24 protein-coding genes are annotated in these 18,440 nt (G+C 40.0%); 14 read left to right on the forward strand and 10 right to left on the reverse strand.

Annotated features, from left to right (window positions below; translation table 11 throughout):
- Nucleotides 1-26 precede the first annotated feature (26 nt).
- On the forward strand, nt 27-245 hold the full coding sequence (locus ABG082_RS08865) for a YneF family protein (protein ID WP_003212379.1): 219 nt from the start codon (nt 27-29) through the stop codon (nt 243-245).
- 268 nt (nt 246-513) lie between these two features.
- Here the strand turns inward: ABG082_RS08865 and ABG082_RS08870 are convergent, their stop codons facing one another.
- A complete protein-coding gene (locus tag ABG082_RS08870; protein WP_008343814.1) occupies nt 514-681 on the reverse strand; it encodes an aspartyl-phosphate phosphatase Spo0E family protein in 168 nt (55 codons plus the stop codon).
- Nucleotides 682-895: 214 nt separating this feature from the next.
- Here ABG082_RS08870 and ABG082_RS08875 point away from each other — a divergent pair, with 214 nt between their 5' ends.
- On the forward strand, nt 896-1,603 hold the full coding sequence (locus tag ABG082_RS08875) for a cytochrome c biogenesis protein CcdA (protein WP_008343813.1): 708 nt from the start codon (nt 896-898) through the stop codon (nt 1,601-1,603).
- Between the two features lie 94 nt (nt 1,604-1,697).
- Nucleotides 1,698-2,180 (forward strand): cytochrome c biogenesis protein CcdC, encoded by a 483-nt coding sequence (locus tag ABG082_RS08880; RefSeq protein WP_281215188.1) that lies wholly within the window; start codon nt 1,698-1,700, stop codon nt 2,178-2,180.
- A 21-nt stretch (nt 2,181-2,201) separates the two neighbouring features.
- Here the strand turns inward: ABG082_RS08880 and ABG082_RS08885 are convergent, their stop codons facing one another.
- The 4 genes from ABG082_RS08885 to sspO all read right to left on the reverse strand — a co-directional run bounded on the left by ABG082_RS08885 (nt 2,202) and on the right by sspO (nt 3,694).
- On the reverse strand, nt 2,202-2,630 hold the full coding sequence (locus ABG082_RS08885; RefSeq protein ID WP_007499335.1) for a DUF2621 domain-containing protein: 429 nt from the start codon (nt 2,628-2,630) through the stop codon (nt 2,202-2,204).
- Nucleotides 2,631-2,889: 259 nt separating this feature from the next.
- A complete protein-coding gene (locus ABG082_RS08890; RefSeq protein WP_024719083.1) occupies nt 2,890-3,279 on the reverse strand; it encodes an Hsp20/alpha crystallin family protein in 390 nt (129 codons plus the stop codon).
- 104 nt (nt 3,280-3,383) lie between these two features.
- Nucleotides 3,384-3,530, reverse strand: coding sequence for a small acid-soluble spore protein P (locus ABG082_RS08895; RefSeq protein ID WP_348936781.1), 147 nt, complete (start codon nt 3,528-3,530; stop codon nt 3,384-3,386).
- 17 nt (nt 3,531-3,547) lie between these two features.
- Nucleotides 3,548-3,694, reverse strand: a complete 147-nt coding sequence (gene sspO / locus ABG082_RS08900) for a small acid-soluble spore protein O (protein ID WP_008343809.1) — start codon at nt 3,692-3,694, stop codon at nt 3,548-3,550.
- A 220-nt stretch (nt 3,695-3,914) separates the two neighbouring features.
- On the opposite strand from sspO, the gene acnA reads away from it, so the two are divergent.
- The 7 genes from acnA to ABG082_RS08935 all read left to right on the forward strand — a co-directional run bounded on the left by acnA (nt 3,915) and on the right by ABG082_RS08935 (nt 8,707).
- A complete protein-coding gene (gene acnA / locus ABG082_RS08905; protein WP_142155180.1) occupies nt 3,915-6,644 on the forward strand; it encodes an aconitate hydratase AcnA in 2,730 nt (909 codons plus the stop codon).
- 66 nt (nt 6,645-6,710) lie between these two features.
- Nucleotides 6,711-7,214: a TlpA disulfide reductase family protein gene (locus tag ABG082_RS08910; RefSeq protein ID WP_008343807.1), complete on the forward strand. Its 504-nt coding sequence runs from the start codon at nt 6,711-6,713 to the stop codon at nt 7,212-7,214.
- 76 nt (nt 7,215-7,290) lie between these two features.
- Nucleotides 7,291-7,416: an FbpB family small basic protein gene (locus tag ABG082_RS08915; protein ID WP_003211002.1), complete on the forward strand. Its 126-nt coding sequence runs from the start codon at nt 7,291-7,293 to the stop codon at nt 7,414-7,416.
- Between the two features lie 51 nt (nt 7,417-7,467).
- Nucleotides 7,468-7,611 carry an acid-soluble spore protein N gene (locus ABG082_RS08920; RefSeq protein WP_008357830.1) on the forward strand — a complete coding sequence of 48 codons (144 nt, stop codon included), beginning with the start codon at nt 7,468-7,470 and terminating at the stop codon, nt 7,609-7,611.
- A gap of 15 nt (nt 7,612-7,626) precedes the next feature.
- On the forward strand, nt 7,627-7,869 hold the full coding sequence (tlp, locus tag ABG082_RS08925; RefSeq protein ID WP_017359579.1) for a small acid-soluble spore protein Tlp: 243 nt from the start codon (nt 7,627-7,629) through the stop codon (nt 7,867-7,869).
- 103 nt (nt 7,870-7,972) lie between these two features.
- The gene (locus tag ABG082_RS08930; protein ID WP_058213732.1) at nt 7,973-8,395 is read left to right on the forward strand and encodes a thioesterase family protein; all 423 of its coding nucleotides are present in this window, start codon (nt 7,973-7,975) and stop codon (nt 8,393-8,395) included.
- A 3-nt stretch (nt 8,396-8,398) separates the two neighbouring features.
- Nucleotides 8,399-8,707, forward strand: a complete 309-nt coding sequence (locus tag ABG082_RS08935; protein ID WP_008343798.1) for a hypothetical protein — start codon at nt 8,399-8,401, stop codon at nt 8,705-8,707.
- Between the two features lie 41 nt (nt 8,708-8,748).
- Here the strand turns inward: ABG082_RS08935 and ABG082_RS08940 are convergent, their stop codons facing one another.
- Together ABG082_RS08940 and plsY are read right to left on the reverse strand one after the other, a co-directional pair.
- A complete protein-coding gene (locus ABG082_RS08940; protein WP_008343795.1) occupies nt 8,749-9,036 on the reverse strand; it encodes a HesB/YadR/YfhF family protein in 288 nt (95 codons plus the stop codon).
- 96 nt (nt 9,037-9,132) lie between these two features.
- Nucleotides 9,133-9,714 carry a glycerol-3-phosphate 1-O-acyltransferase PlsY gene (gene plsY, locus ABG082_RS08945; protein ID WP_008343794.1) on the reverse strand — a complete coding sequence of 194 codons (582 nt, stop codon included), beginning with the start codon at nt 9,712-9,714 and terminating at the stop codon, nt 9,133-9,135.
- Between the two features lie 154 nt (nt 9,715-9,868).
- Here plsY and ABG082_RS08950 point away from each other — a divergent pair, with 154 nt between their 5' ends.
- From ABG082_RS08950 to parC, 3 genes are all read left to right on the forward strand, one after another.
- Nucleotides 9,869-10,282, forward strand: a complete 414-nt coding sequence (locus ABG082_RS08950) for a CoA-binding protein (RefSeq protein WP_348936782.1) — start codon at nt 9,869-9,871, stop codon at nt 10,280-10,282.
- 415 nt (nt 10,283-10,697) lie between these two features.
- The gene (parE, locus tag ABG082_RS08955; RefSeq protein ID WP_007499323.1) at nt 10,698-12,665 is read left to right on the forward strand and encodes a DNA topoisomerase IV subunit B; all 1,968 of its coding nucleotides are present in this window, start codon (nt 10,698-10,700) and stop codon (nt 12,663-12,665) included.
- Nucleotides 12,666-12,667: 2 nt separating this feature from the next.
- Nucleotides 12,668-15,109: a DNA topoisomerase IV subunit A gene (gene parC / locus ABG082_RS08960; RefSeq protein WP_058213730.1), complete on the forward strand. Its 2,442-nt coding sequence runs from the start codon at nt 12,668-12,670 to the stop codon at nt 15,107-15,109.
- Between the two features lie 53 nt (nt 15,110-15,162).
- On the opposite strand, the gene ABG082_RS08965 is transcribed toward parC, so the two are convergent.
- The 3 genes from ABG082_RS08965 to ABG082_RS08975 form a co-directional block, all read right to left on the reverse strand.
- Nucleotides 15,163-15,288, reverse strand: coding sequence for a hypothetical protein (locus tag ABG082_RS08965; RefSeq protein WP_008343787.1), 126 nt, complete (start codon nt 15,286-15,288; stop codon nt 15,163-15,165).
- A gap of 29 nt (nt 15,289-15,317) precedes the next feature.
- Nucleotides 15,318-15,665: a hypothetical protein gene (locus tag ABG082_RS08970; protein ID WP_116306915.1), complete on the reverse strand. Its 348-nt coding sequence runs from the start codon at nt 15,663-15,665 to the stop codon at nt 15,318-15,320.
- A 195-nt stretch (nt 15,666-15,860) separates the two neighbouring features.
- Nucleotides 15,861-17,033: an MFS transporter gene (locus tag ABG082_RS08975; RefSeq protein ID WP_216895944.1), complete on the reverse strand. Its 1,173-nt coding sequence runs from the start codon at nt 17,031-17,033 to the stop codon at nt 15,861-15,863.
- Between the two features lie 77 nt (nt 17,034-17,110).
- Between ABG082_RS08975 and ABG082_RS08980 the strand changes: the two genes are divergently transcribed.
- The gene (locus tag ABG082_RS08980) at nt 17,111-18,274 is read left to right on the forward strand and encodes an isocitrate/isopropylmalate dehydrogenase family protein (RefSeq protein WP_348936783.1); all 1,164 of its coding nucleotides are present in this window, start codon (nt 17,111-17,113) and stop codon (nt 18,272-18,274) included.
- Nucleotides 18,275-18,440: the final 166 nt, after the last annotated feature.

Consider the following 18,440-nt stretch of genomic DNA (forward strand, 5'->3'; position numbering starts at 1 on the left):
CGAGACAACATGAAGGAGGAAGAATTATGGATTTATGGGTTGTCATCCTTGTAGGCGTTGTTGCATTGCTTGCAGGAGTTGCACTCGGATTCTTTATTGCTCGTAAGTATATGATGAGCTACTTGAAAAAGAATCCACCAATTAATGAACAAATGCTTCGAATGATGATGATGCAAATGGGCATGAAACCGTCCCAAAAGAAAATCAATCAAATGATGAAAGCCATGAACAACCAAGCGAAATAATACGTACGTTATTATGATCATAGATGGAACATGGTCCCTAAAGATTGGACAAGCGATGTCCTTTCTTTATTGAAGTCACCTTCATCAGACGCATAAAACCACTGTACTTGCATGAATAAAGCAGGGAAAGTGGTTTTTATTTTGCCGTGAACCGTCCGTTAAAGACAAAACAAAAAACCCCTGTGAGCAGAGGTTTTCGTTTCTTTTATTGTCACACATATCAACTTTTCTAAAATCGTGCGGCATTTGTTTCTATCTTGAGATATCATTAGTTGGCTGAGTTTGAGTGTAAGTGTCGTTGATATTGTAAGAGGAGATGATCTAGCTGCTGGCTATGTTCGATGGTCACTGTTGATGTCATCCCATTATGCAAGACAACTTTCATCAGCTCTTCTCTTTTTTCTTCAATTTGAGTTAATAATGATGTTTTTACCAAAGTCATGTTCCTTTCATGCAAATCTTGATAAAAAGAATCGATTCTATTATATCCATTTTAAGGTTTATTTTCAAATTTAAAGGGTTTGGTATCTTGATGTCAAATTAAATTATATAAGGTTTTAAGAGATTAGACCATCTTTATTGAGGCGATGTAAAAAAAATGAAATGAATTTGTCATCTCTTATTGTATATTGTAAGAAGGGGGTGTTCTTTTGTCAGATTTGAATTACTTTTTAGCGTTTGGAGCAGGGTTTCTATCTTTTATCTCACCGTGCTGTCTGCCACTTTATCCAGCCTTTTTATCCTATATTACGGGCGTTAGTATAGATGAAGTGAAATCTGAGAAGGTGATGCTGAGAAGAAGAAGTCTTCTTCATACATTATTCTTTTTAATTGGGTTCTCTCTCATTTTTATTGCCATTGGATTTGGGACATCGTTTGTTGGGAAGTTTTTCATTGAATATCAAGATGCGATTCGTCAAATTGGTGCCATTCTCATTATTTTCTTTGGCTTTATGATTCTTGGTGTATTTCAGCCTTCTTTTTTAATGGGAGAAAAGAGGTTGCAGTTTAAAAATCGTCCAGCCGGTTTTTTTGGATCGATTCTCATCGGAATGGGTTTTGCTGCTGGTTGGACACCATGTACCGGCCCGATTTTATCAGCTGTCATCACACTTGCCAGCAACAAGCCAGAGTCCGCTGTGACCTACATGATTGCGTATGTATTAGGTTTTGCTATCCCATTTTTTGTTCTTTCCTTTTTCATCACAAAAATGGCTTGGATCAGAAAGCGTCAGCAGCTCATCATGAAAACTGGCGGGATTATTATGATCGTAGTAGGGATCTTGCTGTTCTTTGATCTTCTGACATGGATCATTATTATGTTCTCATCATTATTTGGAGGATTTACGGGTTTTTGAAATCGTTTTCTACAGTCGCGGCGAATGGTTTTTTTTCGTCAATTGGAGTATATTATACATAGACTGACCTTAAAGAATAAAGGAATGATTTGATATGATGATCATAATTTCTTCTATAGTGGCGGTATGTATGGCGGTAGCCGTCATGTTTATTCGCATTAAATCATCAGCAAAACCTGCAACCGCGAAAAAAATTATATTACCTCCTATCTTTATGAGCACTGGTGCACTGATGTTTTTTGTGCCAATGTTTCAAGTAACTGGAGCTGAATTTTTAGAGGCGATTACTGTAGGGATGTTTTTCTCTATCTTTTTAATTAAAACATCGAAATTTGAAATTAGAGGCAATGAAATCTATTTGAAACGTTCAAAAGCATTTGTGTTTATTCTCATTGGACTTCTTGTCCTTCGTATCGGAATGAAGACGGTTTTAAGCTCTTCCATTGATTATGGTGCGCTCAGCGGGATGTTTTGGATTCTAGCCTTTGGCATGATTGTCCCTTGGCGGGTTGCGATGTATTTGTCGTTTAGAAAGATGTCTAAACAATTAGATCTGCAGCAGGCCCAAATAAATTAAACCTCCTTTTTAAAAAGGAGGTTATTTTAATAAAGATTCATATGGTGAATGGTCGATCTTTTTTTCTTGAAGGCGCTTTAGTAGAAATTTATGATCCCGCTTCGGTGTAGCGATAATATAGCCGCGAATGATTAAGTCTAAATTAATGCTGGCCGCTTGTTCTTTTAATGCCAGTTCGCCAATTTTACCGGCGATTTTTTCTTTGGCGACATCTCTAAACAGCTCTGGAACCGGTAATACTAGCTCATTTAATAGCTGTTTGTCTTCATCGCGCCATAGGTGCAGGCTCTTTTGAATATATTCATCCTGCCAATCAAGCTCTGATTTCCCGTCTTCTTTCGGCAATCGTTTTAAAAACTTGCGAAACATAAAAAAGCCACCGATTGCTAGTAATCCAATCATCACTGTACCCCAAAATAAAATGAACCACAAAAACCAGCCGCTTAACATGTTCTCACTCCCTATATCCCTTCTCTCTATTCTATTTTACATGAAGAGAAGGTAGAAGAAAATAACAAAAATGTATGTGTTTTTTCTCTATTAATGCCTTTTTTGATAAAGAGACGCCCATTTACTAGAATGACCCAAACCATTTAGTAGAAAAGGAATACATTATTGTATAGCGACTCTACTATTTGGCCATGGTGGTTCGCACAAGGTATTGACTTGAAACGAACGGAAGAGAGCCCACCTGTATACAGGTGGGCTCTTAATGTTTGAAGTGCGGCATTTGAAAGGAAAATGCTCCGTCTTGACGATGAGCATCTTTTTTGATTTTTATTGATATGATTCTGTTTTCGTAATCTGTATCAATGTCTTTGTCATTCAAATAAAAAGGGAGCATGACACTTTTTTCAATCGGCTGTTCTCTTTCATCAATCAAATAAGCGAGGATGAGCTCACATCCGGAAAAGGTCAGTTTTAAATCAGTGATCGATAGGGTGGAGAGGTCGATCTCAATAATATAATCACGGCTCGTTTCGTAAAGATCTATTGGGAGTTGTTCGTCATACCATGCAAAAGGATCGTCCATTAATACACTCAGCCAATCATCTATTTCAAGAAAATCAGAGGAATTCACTTGCTTTTCATTCTCCATAAACACTCCTCCATCACATCTCATAATAAATCATATGATGAAAGTTGTGAAATGTGTGAAAGACCTAAAACATCCCGTTTGGTCACGGGCTTAAGAGAAAATGTTTACATATCATGATGTGAATTGTGCTTTTGTCTTGTATGGTTGCGGTTTTTCACTTTTTTACTGCCTGATAGTGGCTCAGGCTGCCCGCCTTGATGCTCTTTAGGAGAGTTTTGACGTATGTCTTTCCCGGTGTTGTTGTTCGTCATCATTACTCACTCCTTTCTTATTGGTTTTTTTTACGCTTTTTATTGTTTTGCTTTTGTTCTTCTGTTAAAACGAGCTGATCATTTTCTATATAGCCTGCACCATTTCCTTGGCTTTTGGCTGCGTTCATGCCTTCAATGACATGATTTGCTTTTCTTTTTGTCATGTTCTATCACCTCAGCATTAGTATGAACCCGTGCTGCTCAGTTTATGAAGAGTAATCATTTCCTCATGATAAGCTAAACTTATTGAATTTAATAAAAGCATTGTTATTTACTTATGTATGAATTTGTTTTAAGATGAAATTGTGAGAAAATTGTGGTGAAATACGACGATTTTTCTGAGAATTGAAATTGATCTTGATCATCAAAAGGGGGATTTTGGACATGTCGAAACAGCAGCAAGTCGCTAAACAAGACGCTTTTCAATCTAGAAAAACGTTTTCGACAAATGGGAAAACGTATCACTATTATTCGTTAGAAGCACTCGAGAAACAAGGAATCGGAAATGTTTCTAAATTGCCTTATTCCATTAAGGTACTGTTAGAATCAGTGCTTCGCCAAGTAGACGGTAGAGTGATCAAAAAGGAACACGTTGAGAACTTGGCAAAATGGGGAACTGCCGAGGTAAAAGAAATTGATGTTCCATTTAAACCTTCTCGTGTTATTTTACAAGACTTCACGGGTGTGCCAGCTGTCGTTGACCTTGCTTCTTTAAGAAAAGCAATGGCAGATGTGGGCGGAGACCCAGATAAAATCAACCCTGAAATTCCAGTTGACCTGGTCATTGACCACTCTGTACAAGTCGATAAAGCTGGAACTGAAGATGCATTAAACATTAACATGGATTTAGAATTCGAACGTAACGCAGAGCGTTATAACTTCCTTAGCTGGGCAAAGAAAGCGTTTAACAATTATCAAGCTGTTCCGCCTGCAACAGGGATCGTTCACCAAGTGAACCTAGAGTATCTTGCAAGTGTTGTTCATGCAATTGAAGAAGATGGCGAGATCATCACTTACCCAGATACATTAGTTGGTACTGACTCACATACAACAATGATTAACGGTATCGGTGTACTTGGATGGGGCGTTGGCGGTATCGAAGCAGAAGCTGGTATGCTTGGTCAGCCTTCTTACTTCCCAGTGCCAGAAGTCATTGGAGCTAAATTAGTAGGAGAGCTTCCAAACGGAACGACTGCAACTGACCTTGCCTTAAAAGTGACACAAGTACTTCGTGAAAAAGGCGTTGTTAACAAATTCGTTGAGTTCTTCGGACCAGGAGTTGCACAGCTGCCATTAGCTGATCGTGCAACGATTGCGAACATGGCGCCTGAATACGGTGCTACTTGCGGATTCTTCCCAGTAGATGCGGAAGCTCTTGCATATCTTCGCCTAACTGGCCGTGACGAAGAGCAAATCAACATCGTTGAAGAATATTCTCGTGCAAATGGTTTATTCTATACACCTGATGCTGAGGAACCAATTTTTACAGATGTTGTGGAAATTGATCTTTCTAAAATTGAATCAAACTTATCTGGTCCGAAACGTCCACAAGATTTGATTCCGCTTTCTGAAATGAAAGAAACATTCCATAAACATATTGAAAGTCCAGCTGGAAACCAAGGATTTGGTTTAGAAAAATCAGAGCTAGACAAACAAATCGAATTTGATCTTGAAAACGGTGAAAAAGCTGTTATGAAGACAGGTGCGATTGCGATTGCAGCAATTACGAGCTGTACGAATACATCTAACCCATACGTTTTAATTGGGGCAGGTCTTGTCGCGAAGAAAGCAAGTGAGCTTGGTATGAAGGTGCCAAACTACGTGAAAACGTCACTAGCACCAGGATCTAAAGTAGTAACTGGATACCTTGTGAACTCAGGACTTCTTCCATACTTAAGAGACCTTGGATTTAACATCGTTGGGTATGGCTGTACAACATGTATCGGAAACTCAGGACCGCTCGCGAAAGAAATCGAGGAAGCTGTCTCTGAAAATGATCTTCTGATCACTTCTGTTTTATCAGGTAACCGTAACTTTGAAGGGCGTATCCACCCGCTTGTAAAAGGAAACTACCTTGCATCTCCACCATTAGTAGTGGCCTATGCACTTGCTGGTACGGTGAATATTGATTTAACAAAAGATCCGATTGGTGTCGATAAAAATGGCGAGAACGTTTATTTCAATGACATTTGGCCATCAATGGATGAAATCAACAGCGTCGTCAAAAGCACGGTCACACCTGAGCTATTCCGTTCAGAGTATGAAACTGTTTTTGACAACAATGACCGCTGGAATGAAATTAAAACAACGGATGATGCATTGTATAAATGGGATGAAAATTCCACATACATTGATAACCCGCCATTTTTTGAAAACTTATCAGTTGAACCTGGTAAAGTTGAACCACTTAAAGGATTGCGCGTAGTGGCGAAGTTCGGTGATTCTGTCACAACAGACCATATTTCTCCTGCTGGAGCAATTGGTAAAGACACGCCTGCAGGTAAATACTTGCAAGAAAGAGGCGTTTCGCCAAGAGACTTTAACTCATATGGATCACGTCGTGGTAACCACCATGTAATGATGAGAGGTACTTTTGCAAACATCCGCATTAAGAACCAAATCGCACCAGGAACAGAAGGCGGGTATACAACGTACTGGCCAACTGGTGAAGTGACATCCATTTATGATGCATGCATGCGTTATAAAGAAGATGGAACTGGTCTTGCGATCTTAGCAGGCAAAGACTACGGAATGGGTTCTTCACGTGACTGGGCTGCAAAAGGAACAAATCTTCTTGGAATTAAATTCGTTCTTGCGGAAAGCTTTGAGCGTATCCACAGAAGTAACCTTGTCTTCATGGGCGTACTTCCTTTACAGTTTAAAGACGGTGAAAGTGCAGAAACTTATGGACTAACAGGAACAGAAACATTCGAAGTAGATGTTGATGAAACAGTTCGTCCGCGTGATCTTGTCACTGTAAAAGCAATTGATACAGATGGCAACGAGAAAACATTTGAAGTAATTGTTCGCTTTGACAGTGAAGTCGAAATTGACTACTACCGTCATGGTGGTATCCTTCAAATGGTACTGCGTGAGAAATTGGCAAGCAACTAATAAAGCAAAGAAGAGAAGGCGATTAGACAGCTTTCTCTTCTTTTTTAACATAGTGGAGGATCAATCATGTGGAAAAAAGGAATGGCAAGCGCTGTTTTACTTGTGTTGATTGGTTTACTTGCATGGAATGTATTCGGACCAAAAGAACCCGCCATCGGTCTTGAAACAGGGGACAAAGCCCCTGATTTTGAGCTCAAAACCCTTGATGGCAAAACAGCATCGTTATCTGATTATCGAGGGAAAAAAGTACTCCTCAATTTTTGGGCGACATGGTGTAAGCCTTGCCGAACAGAAATGCCAGATCTAGACGCAATTAGAAGTGAAAATGACCAAGTTGAGGTACTAGCGGTGAATTTGACGAACACTGAAAAGAGTGTGGATCACGTCGCCTCATTTATTGATGAACTTAAGGTCAGTTTTCCTGTTTTATTAGATCAAAAAGGTATTCAAGCGAGATATCAGGTACTTTCCTATCCGACGACATACATACTAGATGAAAAAGGGCGTATCCTGTCTGTAAAGCATCAAATGCTCACAAAAAAAGAAATTGAAAAAGAGCTGGATCTATAATGATTCAGCTCTTTTTTGCTTATTTTCTAAATGTTTTGGCGAAAATGGTATGAACAGAGTGGAGGTGGTGATAGACATGAGAAGAAGAAAGCGCCGTACATTTGAAGAACTTGTGCTTGAAAATAAAAAAGAATTATTAAGCAATGAGGAATTTTTAAACCAGCTTGAAGAAAAGTTGGAAGAGCGATTTAGACAGAAATAAGTTATGATTTGACCTTTTTCGTTCATCCTAAAGAAGAGGGAGGGATGAATGATGGGTAGAGAGCATGATAAACAAGCGCAGTTTACACCAGACCATTTAGGGACAAAACCTGTAGCATACAAACGAAATAAAGGCAAAAAGATGCATAATAAATCGAATGAACAGCCTGATGTGATACAGACGAAGGGCGAATAATAGGAGGGAAGCATGATGAATGACAAGTCATATCAATCCAATCCAGATGATCGTTCTGATAATGTTGAGAAGCTGCAGGATATGATCGAAAACACACTTGAAAATATTGATGAATCTGAAGCAGCAATGGGTCTTTCAACAGAGGAAGAAAAGCAGATGATCAAGCAAAAAAATGAAAACCGTAGAACAAGTATTGACGCAATGCGTTCTGAAATAAAGGACGAGGAAGCAGCAAGAAAGAGCGGTTACACTGAATAAACCAGGGATTCCTGGTTTATTTTATTGCCTCTTTTTAGAAGAACCATTTGGAATGTGGTAAAATGTCAGAGACGTTAGGTTTTGATAGGAGAGCGATGAAAACGTGTATGTATCTAAAAAAGAAATAGAAGTCCGTTATGCAGAAACAGATCAAATGGGTATTGTGTATCATGCCAACTATTTAATCTGGATGGAAGTCGGCAGAACAGCTTTAATTAAAGAATTAGGCTTTTCCTATGCCCAGTTAGAGGCAGACGGTGTCCTTGCACCTGTTGTCGATCTTCAGGTTCAATATAAGAAACCACTACTGTACGGTGAAACGGCTACAGTTCACACATGGATTGAAGAATATAACGGCGTGAAAACAGTGTATGGCTATGAAATACAAAAACCTGATGGACAAACGGCTATTACAGGGATCACCTCACATATTTGTGTGGACAAAGAAACCTTTAGACCGATTCAATTTAGAAAAGCTTTCCCTGCATGGCACAGCGTATACGAACAGTCCAAGAAGCAGGTTTGATTCATGGCATTTGGAATTAAAAGAAAGGATCTACATGCTTGGAAATCAGCTGTTCGGCAAGGGAATGTGGCCTTTTTGACACACTATTGGCTTGATGACCGTTTTCCGCATGCGAATACTGTCACAAAGGCAGCCTGTCAGGATATGGAGCAATTAATCGCTTGGGGACAAAAGCATGGATTAAAGAAAGAATGGATTCATGTTCGCGAAGGTTTTCCTCATTTTGATCTCATCGGTGATTCGCAAAAACGGATTTTACAAAAAGAGCGGTCGTTAGGAAACATTCAGGAGTATGGACTTTATATTGAGTGATAAACAAAAAAGATACCCGAGGGATGAGGTATCTTTTTTGTTTATTCATAATGAAATTCTGGTTCTTTCACGGACTCGTTATAATCAATATGCAGATCATGGTTGTCAAAATACCAAATATCACTTTCTTCCACGAAGAAAGTAATGCCTTCTACTTCAGCGGTTGCGCCGGCATTTTGAGGTTCATCTTTTGCGACGCCGAGAGAAAAGCCTTTTTGTACATTACTGCACCCGCCATATCTGACAAAAAAGCGAACATGATCACCTTTTTCTAAATCCAGTTCATTCTTGTACCAATTGAGTGCATCATCTTTTATCGTTAATTTCAATGTGATCGCCCCTTTTTGAAGTCATGCTGTTTTTAAATGCAGGATGCAAAAACAGCTTTTCTTTACTTTTACCACATATTTAAATTGATGAAACGGCTAAAGCCATTTGATTTTCGGTTCAGTTTTGTTGAGAATTCGTTTGAGGTTGGCGATGTGTCTGAAGATCACAAAGCCAGCAAGAACGGCAACAACAATAATTAAAAATAGATCTTGGGTGAATATGCTGTAAATGAATGTGTAGATCCCAGTCAGCATAGATGATAATGAAACATATTTACTAATGTATAAAAATAAGAAAAAAGCAGCGATCATCGTGATAAATAAGAACGGGGCATAAAATAACAGCACGCCGCCTGATGTAGCGACCGCTTTTCCCCCTTTAAATTTTGCAAAGACAGGAAAGCTGTGACCGATAACAGCAGCCACTCCTGCTAATAAGGGATGAATGTCCAGTTGCATGAAAAACGGTAAAGCCGAAGCAAGAGTCCCCTTTAAAATATCAGCAGTGATAACGATGGACCCTGCTTTAACACCTAGTGTACGGAATGCATTCGTCGCACCTAGGTTCCCGCTGCCATGTTCACGGATATCGATTCCCTTTGCAGCTTTCCCGACAATGAGACCTGATGGAATACTGCCGAGAAGATAAGCCAAAATAAACATCAAAGCAATTAACATCTGCATAACTCCTTTATATTCTCCCTCTTGTCTTACATTTTAACATGATCTTATGAAAAACATGGCGATCTTTTTTTGAAAAAAACGATGGCCGATGAATTGAGCTTTGTTTTTAACAAGAAATTCGCTAAAATAGAAGAAAAGGAGTGTCTGGATGAATCATCCTTCAAAACAAGAAATTGGTCGTATATTAAAAAGCAGTAAGCGAATTGCGGTTGTTGGTTTGTCAGATCAGCCGCACCGAACGTCTTATATGGTTTCAAAAGCCATGCAGGATGCCGGTTATGACATCATTCCTGTCAATCCAACGATTGATGAAGCACTTGGGGTAAAAGCGGTCGACTCTTTAAAAGACATAGAAGGGCCTGTTGATATCGTCAATGTCTTTAGACGTTCCGAGTTTTTGCCTGAGGTGGCGAAAGAATTTCTTGAAATAAATGCACCTGTTTTTTGGGCACAGCAAGGCGTATATCATGAAGAGGCGAAAAGGCTGATTGAGGAAAATGGCAAGGTCGCCATCATGGATTTATGTATCAAAGTGGCTCATGCGATGACAAAAACTCATTAAATCGTCAAAAATCCTTGAAAAACCAAGGATTTTTGCTTTTTTGTTGCAGAAATATATTTGCGATTCTAGAAGAAAGCGATAAAATAAGGCGACAGGGACATATCGGTGACCTTGCATATCGAGAAAAAGAGCGATAAGATAAATATAGAACATTTGTTCTGTTTTGCTAAAACCATCATATGATTGCATTTGGCTTATGAAACAGTCTTGTTTATAATGGACTTCTAGTTCTGATTGCAGAATGTAGAACATTCTCATAACCGTGCAAAAGAGCATGTATCGCTGAATCACACATGCATGGTGATGATGCAGCTTATTAAAGTGGACAGTAATGAGCAGCATGATCATCATTAAAATCTAGAGAGATCATTGATGATTAGCCGGTTATGTTTGTTAGTGAAAGGGGATTAAGCATTTGGTTAAAAAGCAGCAAGTAGATTATAACGATGATTCTATTCAGGTGCTAGAGGGGCTTGAAGCGGTCCGTAAACGTCCAGGGATGTATATTGGATCGACGGATTCACGCGGTCTTCATCACCTTGTCTATGAGATTGTAGACAACTCTGTCGATGAAGTGCTCGCTGGCCATGGAGATCATATCATTGTCAAAATACATAAAGATAACAGCATTTCCGTCCAAGATAAAGGGCGCGGAATGCCTACTGGTATGCATAAGCTTGGAAAACCGACACCAGAGATCATTTTAACGGTCCTGCACGCAGGCGGAAAATTTGGTCAAGGCGGTTATAAAACAAGTGGTGGACTTCACGGGGTTGGGGCGTCCGTTGTGAACGCACTTTCAGAGTGGCTCACCGTGACGATAGAACGCGATGGATTTATTTATCACCAGCGCTTTGAACATGGCGGAAAGCCAGTCACATCACTTGAAAAAATCGGGAAAACGAAAAAGACCGGTACACTGATTCATTTTAAGCCAGATCCAACGATGTTCAGTGTCACCACCTATAATTTTGATACATTATCAGAGCGTCTAAGAGAATCAGCCTTTTTATTAAAAGGGCTAAAAATAGAGCTGATTGATGAGCGCCATGATGTGCAGGAAACCTTTTATTATGAGACAGGTATTGAAGCGTTCGTTGCTTATTTAAACGAGGAAAAGGATGTACTTAGTGAAGTCGTTTCGTTTGAAGGGGAACATCAGTCCATTGAAGTCGATTTTGCCTTTCAATTTAACGACGGCTATTCAGAAAATATTCTGTCGTTCGTCAATAACGTAAGAACCAAAGATGGCGGTACGCATGAGTCTGGTGCAAAAACGGCCATGACGAGAGCCTTTAATGAATATGCACGCAAAGTGACCCTTTTAAAAGAAAAAGATAAAAATTTAGAAGGTACGGATATTCGTGAAGGCCTGTCAGCTGTTATTTCTGTCAGAATTCCTGAAGAACTTCTTCAATTTGAAGGACAAACAAAAGGAAAGCTTGGAACGAGTGAGGCAAGGTCAGCTGTTGATGCCGTAATTTCTGAAAAATTGGCTTATTTCCTTGAAGAAAACCGCGAAACGGCAACACTGCTTGTGAAAAAAGCGATTAAAGCGCAGCAGGCAAGAGAAGCGGCTAGAAAAGCAAGAGAAGAAGCAAGGAGCGGCAAGAAACGGAAAAAATCTGAAGCGACACTAAGCGGAAAATTAACACCTGCTCAATCTAGAAACCCGGCAAGAAATGAACTGTATCTAGTAGAGGGCGACTCAGCGGGTGGATCAGCCAAGCAAGGACGTGATCGAAAATTCCAAGCGGTGCTGCCGCTTCGAGGGAAGGTCATTAATACAGAGAAAGCAAAGCTTGCGGATATTTTCAAAAACGAAGAAATCAATACCATTATCCATGCCATTGGCGGCGGGGTTGGTGTCGATTTTAATGTAGAAGACATCAATTATGACAAAATTGTCATCATGACAGATGCTGATACAGATGGGGCGCATATTCAGGTTCTATTGCTTACATTCTTCTACCGCTATATGAAGCCGCTGATTGAGCATGGCAAAGTATTCATTGCCCTTCCGCCTTTATATAAAGTCAGCAAAGGCTCAGGGAAGAAAGAAGTCATTGAATATGCTTGGTCTGATGAAGAAATGGATGACGTACTAAAGAAAGTTGGAAAAGGATATACGATTCAGCGCTATAAAGGTTTAGGTGAAATGAATGCCGACCAGCTATGGGAAACGACAATGAATCCAGAGTCGAGAACGCTTGTCAGGGTGAAGATCGATGATGCTGCACGGGTGGAACGCCGCGTCACGACACTGATGGGTGACAAAGTAGAACCACGCCGTAAATGGATTGAAAAAAATGTCGCCTTTGGACTTGATGAGGAAAGCAACATTCTTGAAAATGAAAACTTGTCGCTAGCTGAGGAGGTTTAAACATGGCACAACAAGAACGATTTCATGATTTACCGTTAGAAGAAGTGATTGGGGACCGTTTTGGTCGCTATAGTAAATATATTATCCAAGATCGTGCACTTCCAGATGCACGTGATGGATTAAAGCCTGTACAACGAAGAATTTTATATGCGATGTATGCAGAAGGAAATACACAAGATAAAAACTTCCGTAAAGCTGCCAAAACAGTCGGTAACGTCATTGGTAACTATCATCCTCATGGTGATTCTTCTGTTTATGAAGCAATGGTGAGAATGAGCCAGGAATGGAAAGTGCGAAATGTGCTGATTGAGATGCATGGAAATAACGGGAGTATCGACGGAGATCCTCCTGCTGCCATGCGTTATACGGAAGCAAGGCTTTCTGCAATTGCTTCAGAGCTTTTAAAGGACCTCGACAAGGAGACAGTCGAATTTGTCGCGAACTTTGATGATACAAGCAAAGAGCCTGTTGTCTTACCAGCGATGTTTCCAAATCTTCTTGTGAACGGGTCAACAGGGATTTCAGCCGGTTATGCGACTGATATTCCGCCGCACCACCTAGGAGAAGTGATTGATGGCGTGATTAAGCGAATTGAACAGCCGCATTGTACGGTTGAAGATTTAATGACAGTCATCAAAGGGCCAGATTTCCCAACAGGCGGGATCATTCAAGGTGTGGATGGTATTAAGAAGGCATATGAAACAGGAAAAGGAAAGATTATGATTCGCGGAAAAGCGGAGATTGAAACCATCCGTGGTGGACGCCAGCAAATCGTGATCACAGAAATTCCTTATGAAGTGAATAAGGCCAATCTTGTCAAAAAGATGGACGAGTTCCGCATTGAAAGAAAAGTAGAAGGAATTTCTGAAGTTCGGGATGAGACGGATCGTACCGGCCTTCGGATTGTTGTAGAGCTGAAAAAAGAAGCGGATGCGAATGGTGTCTTGAATTTCTTATATAAAAATTCTGATCTGCAAATCCCATATAACTTTAATATGGTCGCGATACATAACAGAAGACCGACTTTAATGACGCTTACAACTGTACTAGACGCTTACATTACTCATCAAAAAGAAGTGGTGACGAACCGCTCAGCATACGAGCTTCGAAAAGCAAAAGAACGTCATCATATTGTAGATGGGTTAATTAAAGCTCTTTCCATTTTAGATGAAGTCATTGCGACGATCCGTTCGTCTAATGATAAGCGTGATGCGAAAAACAATTTGATGGAGAAATATGATTTTACAGAAGCACAATCAGAAGCGATTGTTTCTCTCCAGTTATATCGTTTAACAAATACAGATATCACTCAACTAAGAGACGAAGCAAGAGAGCTTGACGTGCGAATTGCAGAACTTGAAGACATTTTAGCGAATGAGAAAAAGCTGTTTAAAGTCATTACGAACAACTTGAAGAAGTTGAAAAAGACGTATGCTGATGAAAGACGATCTGTCATTGAGGAAAAAATTGAAGAAATTAAGATTAACCTTGAAGTGATGATCGCATCAGAGGACGTGTACGTCACAGTCACAAAAGATGGATACATCAAACGGACAAGCCAGCGTTCCTATGCTGCATCAAACGGTAAGGACTTCGGTATGAAGGATACAGACCGACTGATTCACCAGTTTGAAATGAATACAACAGATGTTCTTCTGCTCTTTACGAATAAAGGGAGCTATATTTACTGTCCAGTTCATCAGCTGCCAGATATACGCTGGAAAGACATGGGGCAGCATATTACGAATATTATTTCGATTGATCGCGATGAATCCATTCAAAAAGCGATCCCAATTAAAGAATTCGATGAATCATCGTATCTCCTGTTCTTCACAAAAGGCGGTATGGTGAAGAAAACAGAGCTTCTCCAATATAAAGCGCAGCGTTATTCAAAACCGCTTGTCGCCTTGAATTTAAAAGGTGATGATGAACTTGTAGATGTTCATGTCACAACAGGTCAGCAAGAATTGTTTATTGCAACGAAAAATGGCTATGGATTATGGTTTGATGAAGAAGAAGTGAGTGTGGTCGGTCCGAGAGCGGCTGGTGTGAAAGGCATCAATTTGAAGGACGGAGACGAGGTGGTCTCTGGACAAATGATTGATCCGAAGAACAATGTGCTTGTTCTCACGACACAAAGAGGTGCTGTGAAGCGGATGAACCTCTCTGAATTTGATAAGACATCAAGAGCAAAACGTGGAGTGATCATGCTAAGAGAATTAAAGAAAAACCCTCACAGAATTGTTGCTGTGATTGCTGCTTCACTGCACGATACACTTGAGATTGATACGGAAAAGGGTGCCACGATCCCGCTCGATATTTCCACACTAAGAGCAAATGATCGTTATAGCAATGGATCGTTTATTTTAGATGAGGAAGAGCAGGGAGAAGTAACTCAAGTTCTTTTATCACCTGCTGCATCTGACCAAGATGACAATAAATAAGCAAAATGAAAACCCCCTGCGTAAGGCAGGGGGTTTTTTATGATGAGGTCAATTTAACTCTCGTGATTGCCAAACATGCTTGTGATGGCATGCACTACTTCAATTCCTTGGTAAACGAAAAGAGAAAGTGAAGTGACAGAGAACAGACCTAGAATGAATACTCTTAAGAAAAATAACATCGTGTAAAACCTCCCAATTTTTGTTTGATTTAAATGGTTGGGTTAACACGATCTACTCGGAAATTCGAAGACTGGTAGAACACTGCAAGTAAATGCTTCTTTTTCCGGTCAAATCGATCAGTATAAGTGATGCGTGCAAATCCAGCTGCCATACTGCCAATGACTAGCAGTGCTGTAAATGCCGCAAATACTGCGTTCACATGTTTTTGTTTCTTTTCATCGCCTGCTGTCTGAACGATTTTCATTTCATGTGATTCTTGATCAGCAACCACCTTTGCATGATGGTATACCTGAACGGAATGAGGCATTGAGAACAAATGAAAACTTGCAAGTGCTATGAATAAGACTGCTAATTTTAACAGCATATTTTTTTTCATTTTTCTCACCCCTTCCTGTTTATTTTCATGATCTTACCACGTTTTCAGTTATTTGAAAAGTCTTATTTTTTTACTTTCCCTCTTTAAAAAAGCGCTAAACATCAAGACATCTATAGGACTGTTTCACTTCATGAAAGGTTTCAATTTTATTTATTAAATTAAAAAAAAGTACCGAGATCAAAGATCTGGCACTTTTCAAAAAGAATGTATTGATGTCGGTTTTGCAACAGCTTTTGTGAAGATTCCCGCAATACAAATGGCAAACAGAACAAAAATAAACGCATGAAGCAGTCCGACTTGATTGGCGAGCAGTCCTAAAACAGGGGGCCCTGATAGAGAGGCTGTATACCCAGATAAAGTGACGATACTGACACGTTTGACAGCATAGCGGCTATCATCACCAGCTGCTGAAATGGTCAGCGGGAAGCCTAAGGACGCGCCAAGTCCCCATAAAAAGATAGATATCATACACACGACGAGTGAAATCTTTAAAATCACCAAGAATAGTCCGGCGGCAGCAGATAAGATCGCGATTCTTAGCAATAGCACCCTACCAAAGCGATCAATGAAACGTCCGCTTACCAGTCTGCCACTAATCATCCCGCACAAAAATAATGCATAGATGACCGTACTCATTGAATGAGAAACCTGATAGCCATCAACCATTGCTAGTGGAATCCAATCATTTGCAGAACCTTCTACAAATGCGAGACATAAGGCAATCATCGCTAATGAGATCGTTCGTTTGTTCAGCCATGATGTTTGAGAAGCCTCAATTGATTCTGTCTGCGTCTCATCCTGATCTTTTCCTGTCCCGTGCGGAATAAACCGTGTACAAATCAGGATACTGAGAAAGAAAAGGAGTGCAATGGTGAGAAGGTGAATGAGGACAGACACACCTAAATAAATAAAGAGAATTCCGGCACCTGCACCAATTAACGTTCCAATACTGAAAGAAGCATGCAAAATCGGCAGGATCGTTCTCTTGATCTGATACTCAATCTCCGTTCCTTCTAAGTTCATGGCTACATTGCACATGCCTGAGCCTGAACCAAAAAGAAAAAGACCAGCAGTGACAATCAGCGTAGAAGAGAGGGCGGCGCCGATTGCAAGGGTTGAGAATCCAATAAACATCAAAAAAGCGCTGACCACAATCGCCACTCGGCCGCCTTTTTTGCGAACGAATACATTGGACAGAATCAGCCCGACAATGGAACCTACAGATAGGCCGAGTAAAATGAGTCCCATTGTGCCTGTATCTGCTTGCAACAAATCTCTCACTTCTGGTGTTCTTGAAAACCAAGTGGAGATGGAGATCCCAGACATCGTAAAAATAACAATGATCGCTTTATACCACTTTAATTTCATCTAATCCCTCATATCTATGTAGTCTTACAGAACAAATCTACTCGATTATAAAGGAGACTTCTTGATTCGTAAATAACATGAGGGAGGATCATCATGAAGAAAATATTCCAACTTCATCATTCTTTGATAGAATAAAGACAAAAGGGGCGATACATATGTCATATCGAATAGGTGTTTTAAAGGGAGACGGGATTGGACCGGAAATTGTTAATTCTAGTATGCGTATTTTAAAGATAGCGCTGTCACAGTTCAATGAACCATTTGTGGAATTTGTAGAGTGTCCTATCGGTGCTGAAGCCATTCATTCTCATCAAGATCCAGTGCCAGCTTCTACAATAGCCGCCTTGAAAAAATGCCATGGCTGGATATTAGGACCTCATGATTCAGCATCATATCCTGATCAATTGAAAGAAAGAAGAAATCCAAGTGGAGAACTGCGTCATACATTTGATTTATTTGCAAATATTCGTCCATCGCAATCGCTGCCAGGTGTGAAAAGCGTTGCCAGTGGCGTCGACCTGGTCATTTTTCGAGAAAATACAGAAGGCTTTTATCCAGACCGGAATATGTATCAGGGGACAGGAGAGTGGATGATTACACCAGATGTCGCCATATCTACAGGTGTGTTTACAAAAAAAGCAATTACCCGTATTGCCCACGCGGCCTTTCAACGTGCAGTGGAGAGGAGGGGGAAAGTCACCATTGTTCATAAAGCGAACGTGATCAAATTAGGATCTGGCTTGTTTTTACGAACATGTCAAGAGGTAGCGAAAGCATATCCGCAAGTGGAGGTTGAGGATATTCATATTGATGCGATGGCTGCCCATTTAGTGAGACGTGCAGGTGATTTTGATGTGATTGTGACAGAAAATATGTTTGGCGATATTTTATCTGATCTTGCAGGGGAACTAGTCGGCAGTTTAGGAATGGCACCCTCATTAAATTGCAACGAAAATCAAGCGATGGCACAGGCGGCACATGGTTCAGCACCTGATATAGCTGGTCAAAATATCGCCAATCCAATGGGCATGATTCTTTCTACAGTGATGCTTTGTAACTGGCTACATGTGAAATATCAAGATGAAAGATTAAAACAGACAGCCAGTCTGATCGAACATACTCTTTATGAGACCTTAAAAAAGAACTTGAAAACGAAGGATTTAGGAGGAAATGAGACGACGACACAATTCACCGAGGCATTCATTCAAACGATGAATGAAGTTTCAATAAAAGGGAGATGAACATGAAAACAGAAAACATTTAGAGGAATGAAAATCTAACAAATCAACCGGTGGATTTTCATTTTTCGTTTTATCTCAATAAGATAAGTATACTTAATAATGAGACAAGAGAATTTTAATTGTTCTTTAACTTCCTAGAATATATATTATGTAAACTAAATGAGTT

This window comes from Bacillus sp. BS1807G30 (assembly GCF_040047675.1).
Lineage (GTDB): Bacteria > Bacillota > Bacilli > Bacillales > Bacillaceae > Bacillus > Bacillus altitudinis.

What these genes read in the sequence shown, in the direction of transcription:
- ABG082_RS08865 (WP_003212379.1), top strand. Translation starts at nt 27, where the DNA reads ATGGATTTATGGGTTGTCATCCTTGTAGGCGTTGTTGCATTGCTTGCA.
- ABG082_RS08880 (WP_281215188.1), top strand. Translation starts at nt 1,698, where the DNA reads ATGATGATCATAATTTCTTCTATAGTGGCGGTATGTATGGCGGTAGCC.
- ABG082_RS08885 (WP_007499335.1), bottom strand. Translation starts at nt 2,630, where the DNA reads ATGTTAAGCGGCTGGTTTTTGTGGTTCATTTTATTTTGGGGTACAGTG.
- ABG082_RS08890 (WP_024719083.1), bottom strand. Translation starts at nt 3,279, where the DNA reads ATGGAGAATGAAAAGCAAGTGAATTCCTCTGATTTTCTTGAAATAGAT.
- ABG082_RS08895 (WP_348936781.1), bottom strand. Translation starts at nt 3,530, where the DNA reads ATGACGAACAACAACACCGGGAAAGACATACGTCAAAACTCTCCTAAA.
- sspO (WP_008343809.1), bottom strand. Translation starts at nt 3,694, where the DNA reads ATGACAAAAAGAAAAGCAAATCATGTCATTGAAGGCATGAACGCAGCC.
- acnA (WP_142155180.1), top strand. Translation starts at nt 3,915, where the DNA reads ATGTCGAAACAGCAGCAAGTCGCTAAACAAGACGCTTTTCAATCTAGA.
- ABG082_RS08910 (WP_008343807.1), top strand. Translation starts at nt 6,711, where the DNA reads ATGTGGAAAAAAGGAATGGCAAGCGCTGTTTTACTTGTGTTGATTGGT.
- ABG082_RS08915 (WP_003211002.1), top strand. Translation starts at nt 7,291, where the DNA reads ATGAGAAGAAGAAAGCGCCGTACATTTGAAGAACTTGTGCTTGAAAAT.
- ABG082_RS08920 (WP_008357830.1), top strand. Translation starts at nt 7,468, where the DNA reads ATGGGTAGAGAGCATGATAAACAAGCGCAGTTTACACCAGACCATTTA.
- tlp (WP_017359579.1), top strand. Translation starts at nt 7,627, where the DNA reads ATGAATGACAAGTCATATCAATCCAATCCAGATGATCGTTCTGATAAT.
- ABG082_RS08935 (WP_008343798.1), top strand. Translation starts at nt 8,399, where the DNA reads ATGGCATTTGGAATTAAAAGAAAGGATCTACATGCTTGGAAATCAGCT.
- plsY (WP_008343794.1), bottom strand. Translation starts at nt 9,714, where the DNA reads ATGTTAATTGCTTTGATGTTTATTTTGGCTTATCTTCTCGGCAGTATT.
- ABG082_RS08950 (WP_348936782.1), top strand. Translation starts at nt 9,869, where the DNA reads ATGAATCATCCTTCAAAACAAGAAATTGGTCGTATATTAAAAAGCAGT.
- parC (WP_058213730.1), top strand. Translation starts at nt 12,668, where the DNA reads ATGGCACAACAAGAACGATTTCATGATTTACCGTTAGAAGAAGTGATT.
- ABG082_RS08965 (WP_008343787.1), bottom strand. Translation starts at nt 15,288, where the DNA reads ATGTTATTTTTCTTAAGAGTATTCATTCTAGGTCTGTTCTCTGTCACT.
- ABG082_RS08970 (WP_116306915.1), bottom strand. Translation starts at nt 15,665, where the DNA reads ATGAAAAAAAATATGCTGTTAAAATTAGCAGTCTTATTCATAGCACTT.
- ABG082_RS08975 (WP_216895944.1), bottom strand. Translation starts at nt 17,033, where the DNA reads ATGAAATTAAAGTGGTATAAAGCGATCATTGTTATTTTTACGATGTCT.
- ABG082_RS08980 (WP_348936783.1), top strand. Translation starts at nt 17,111, where the DNA reads ATGAGGGAGGATCATCATGAAGAAAATATTCCAACTTCATCATTCTTT.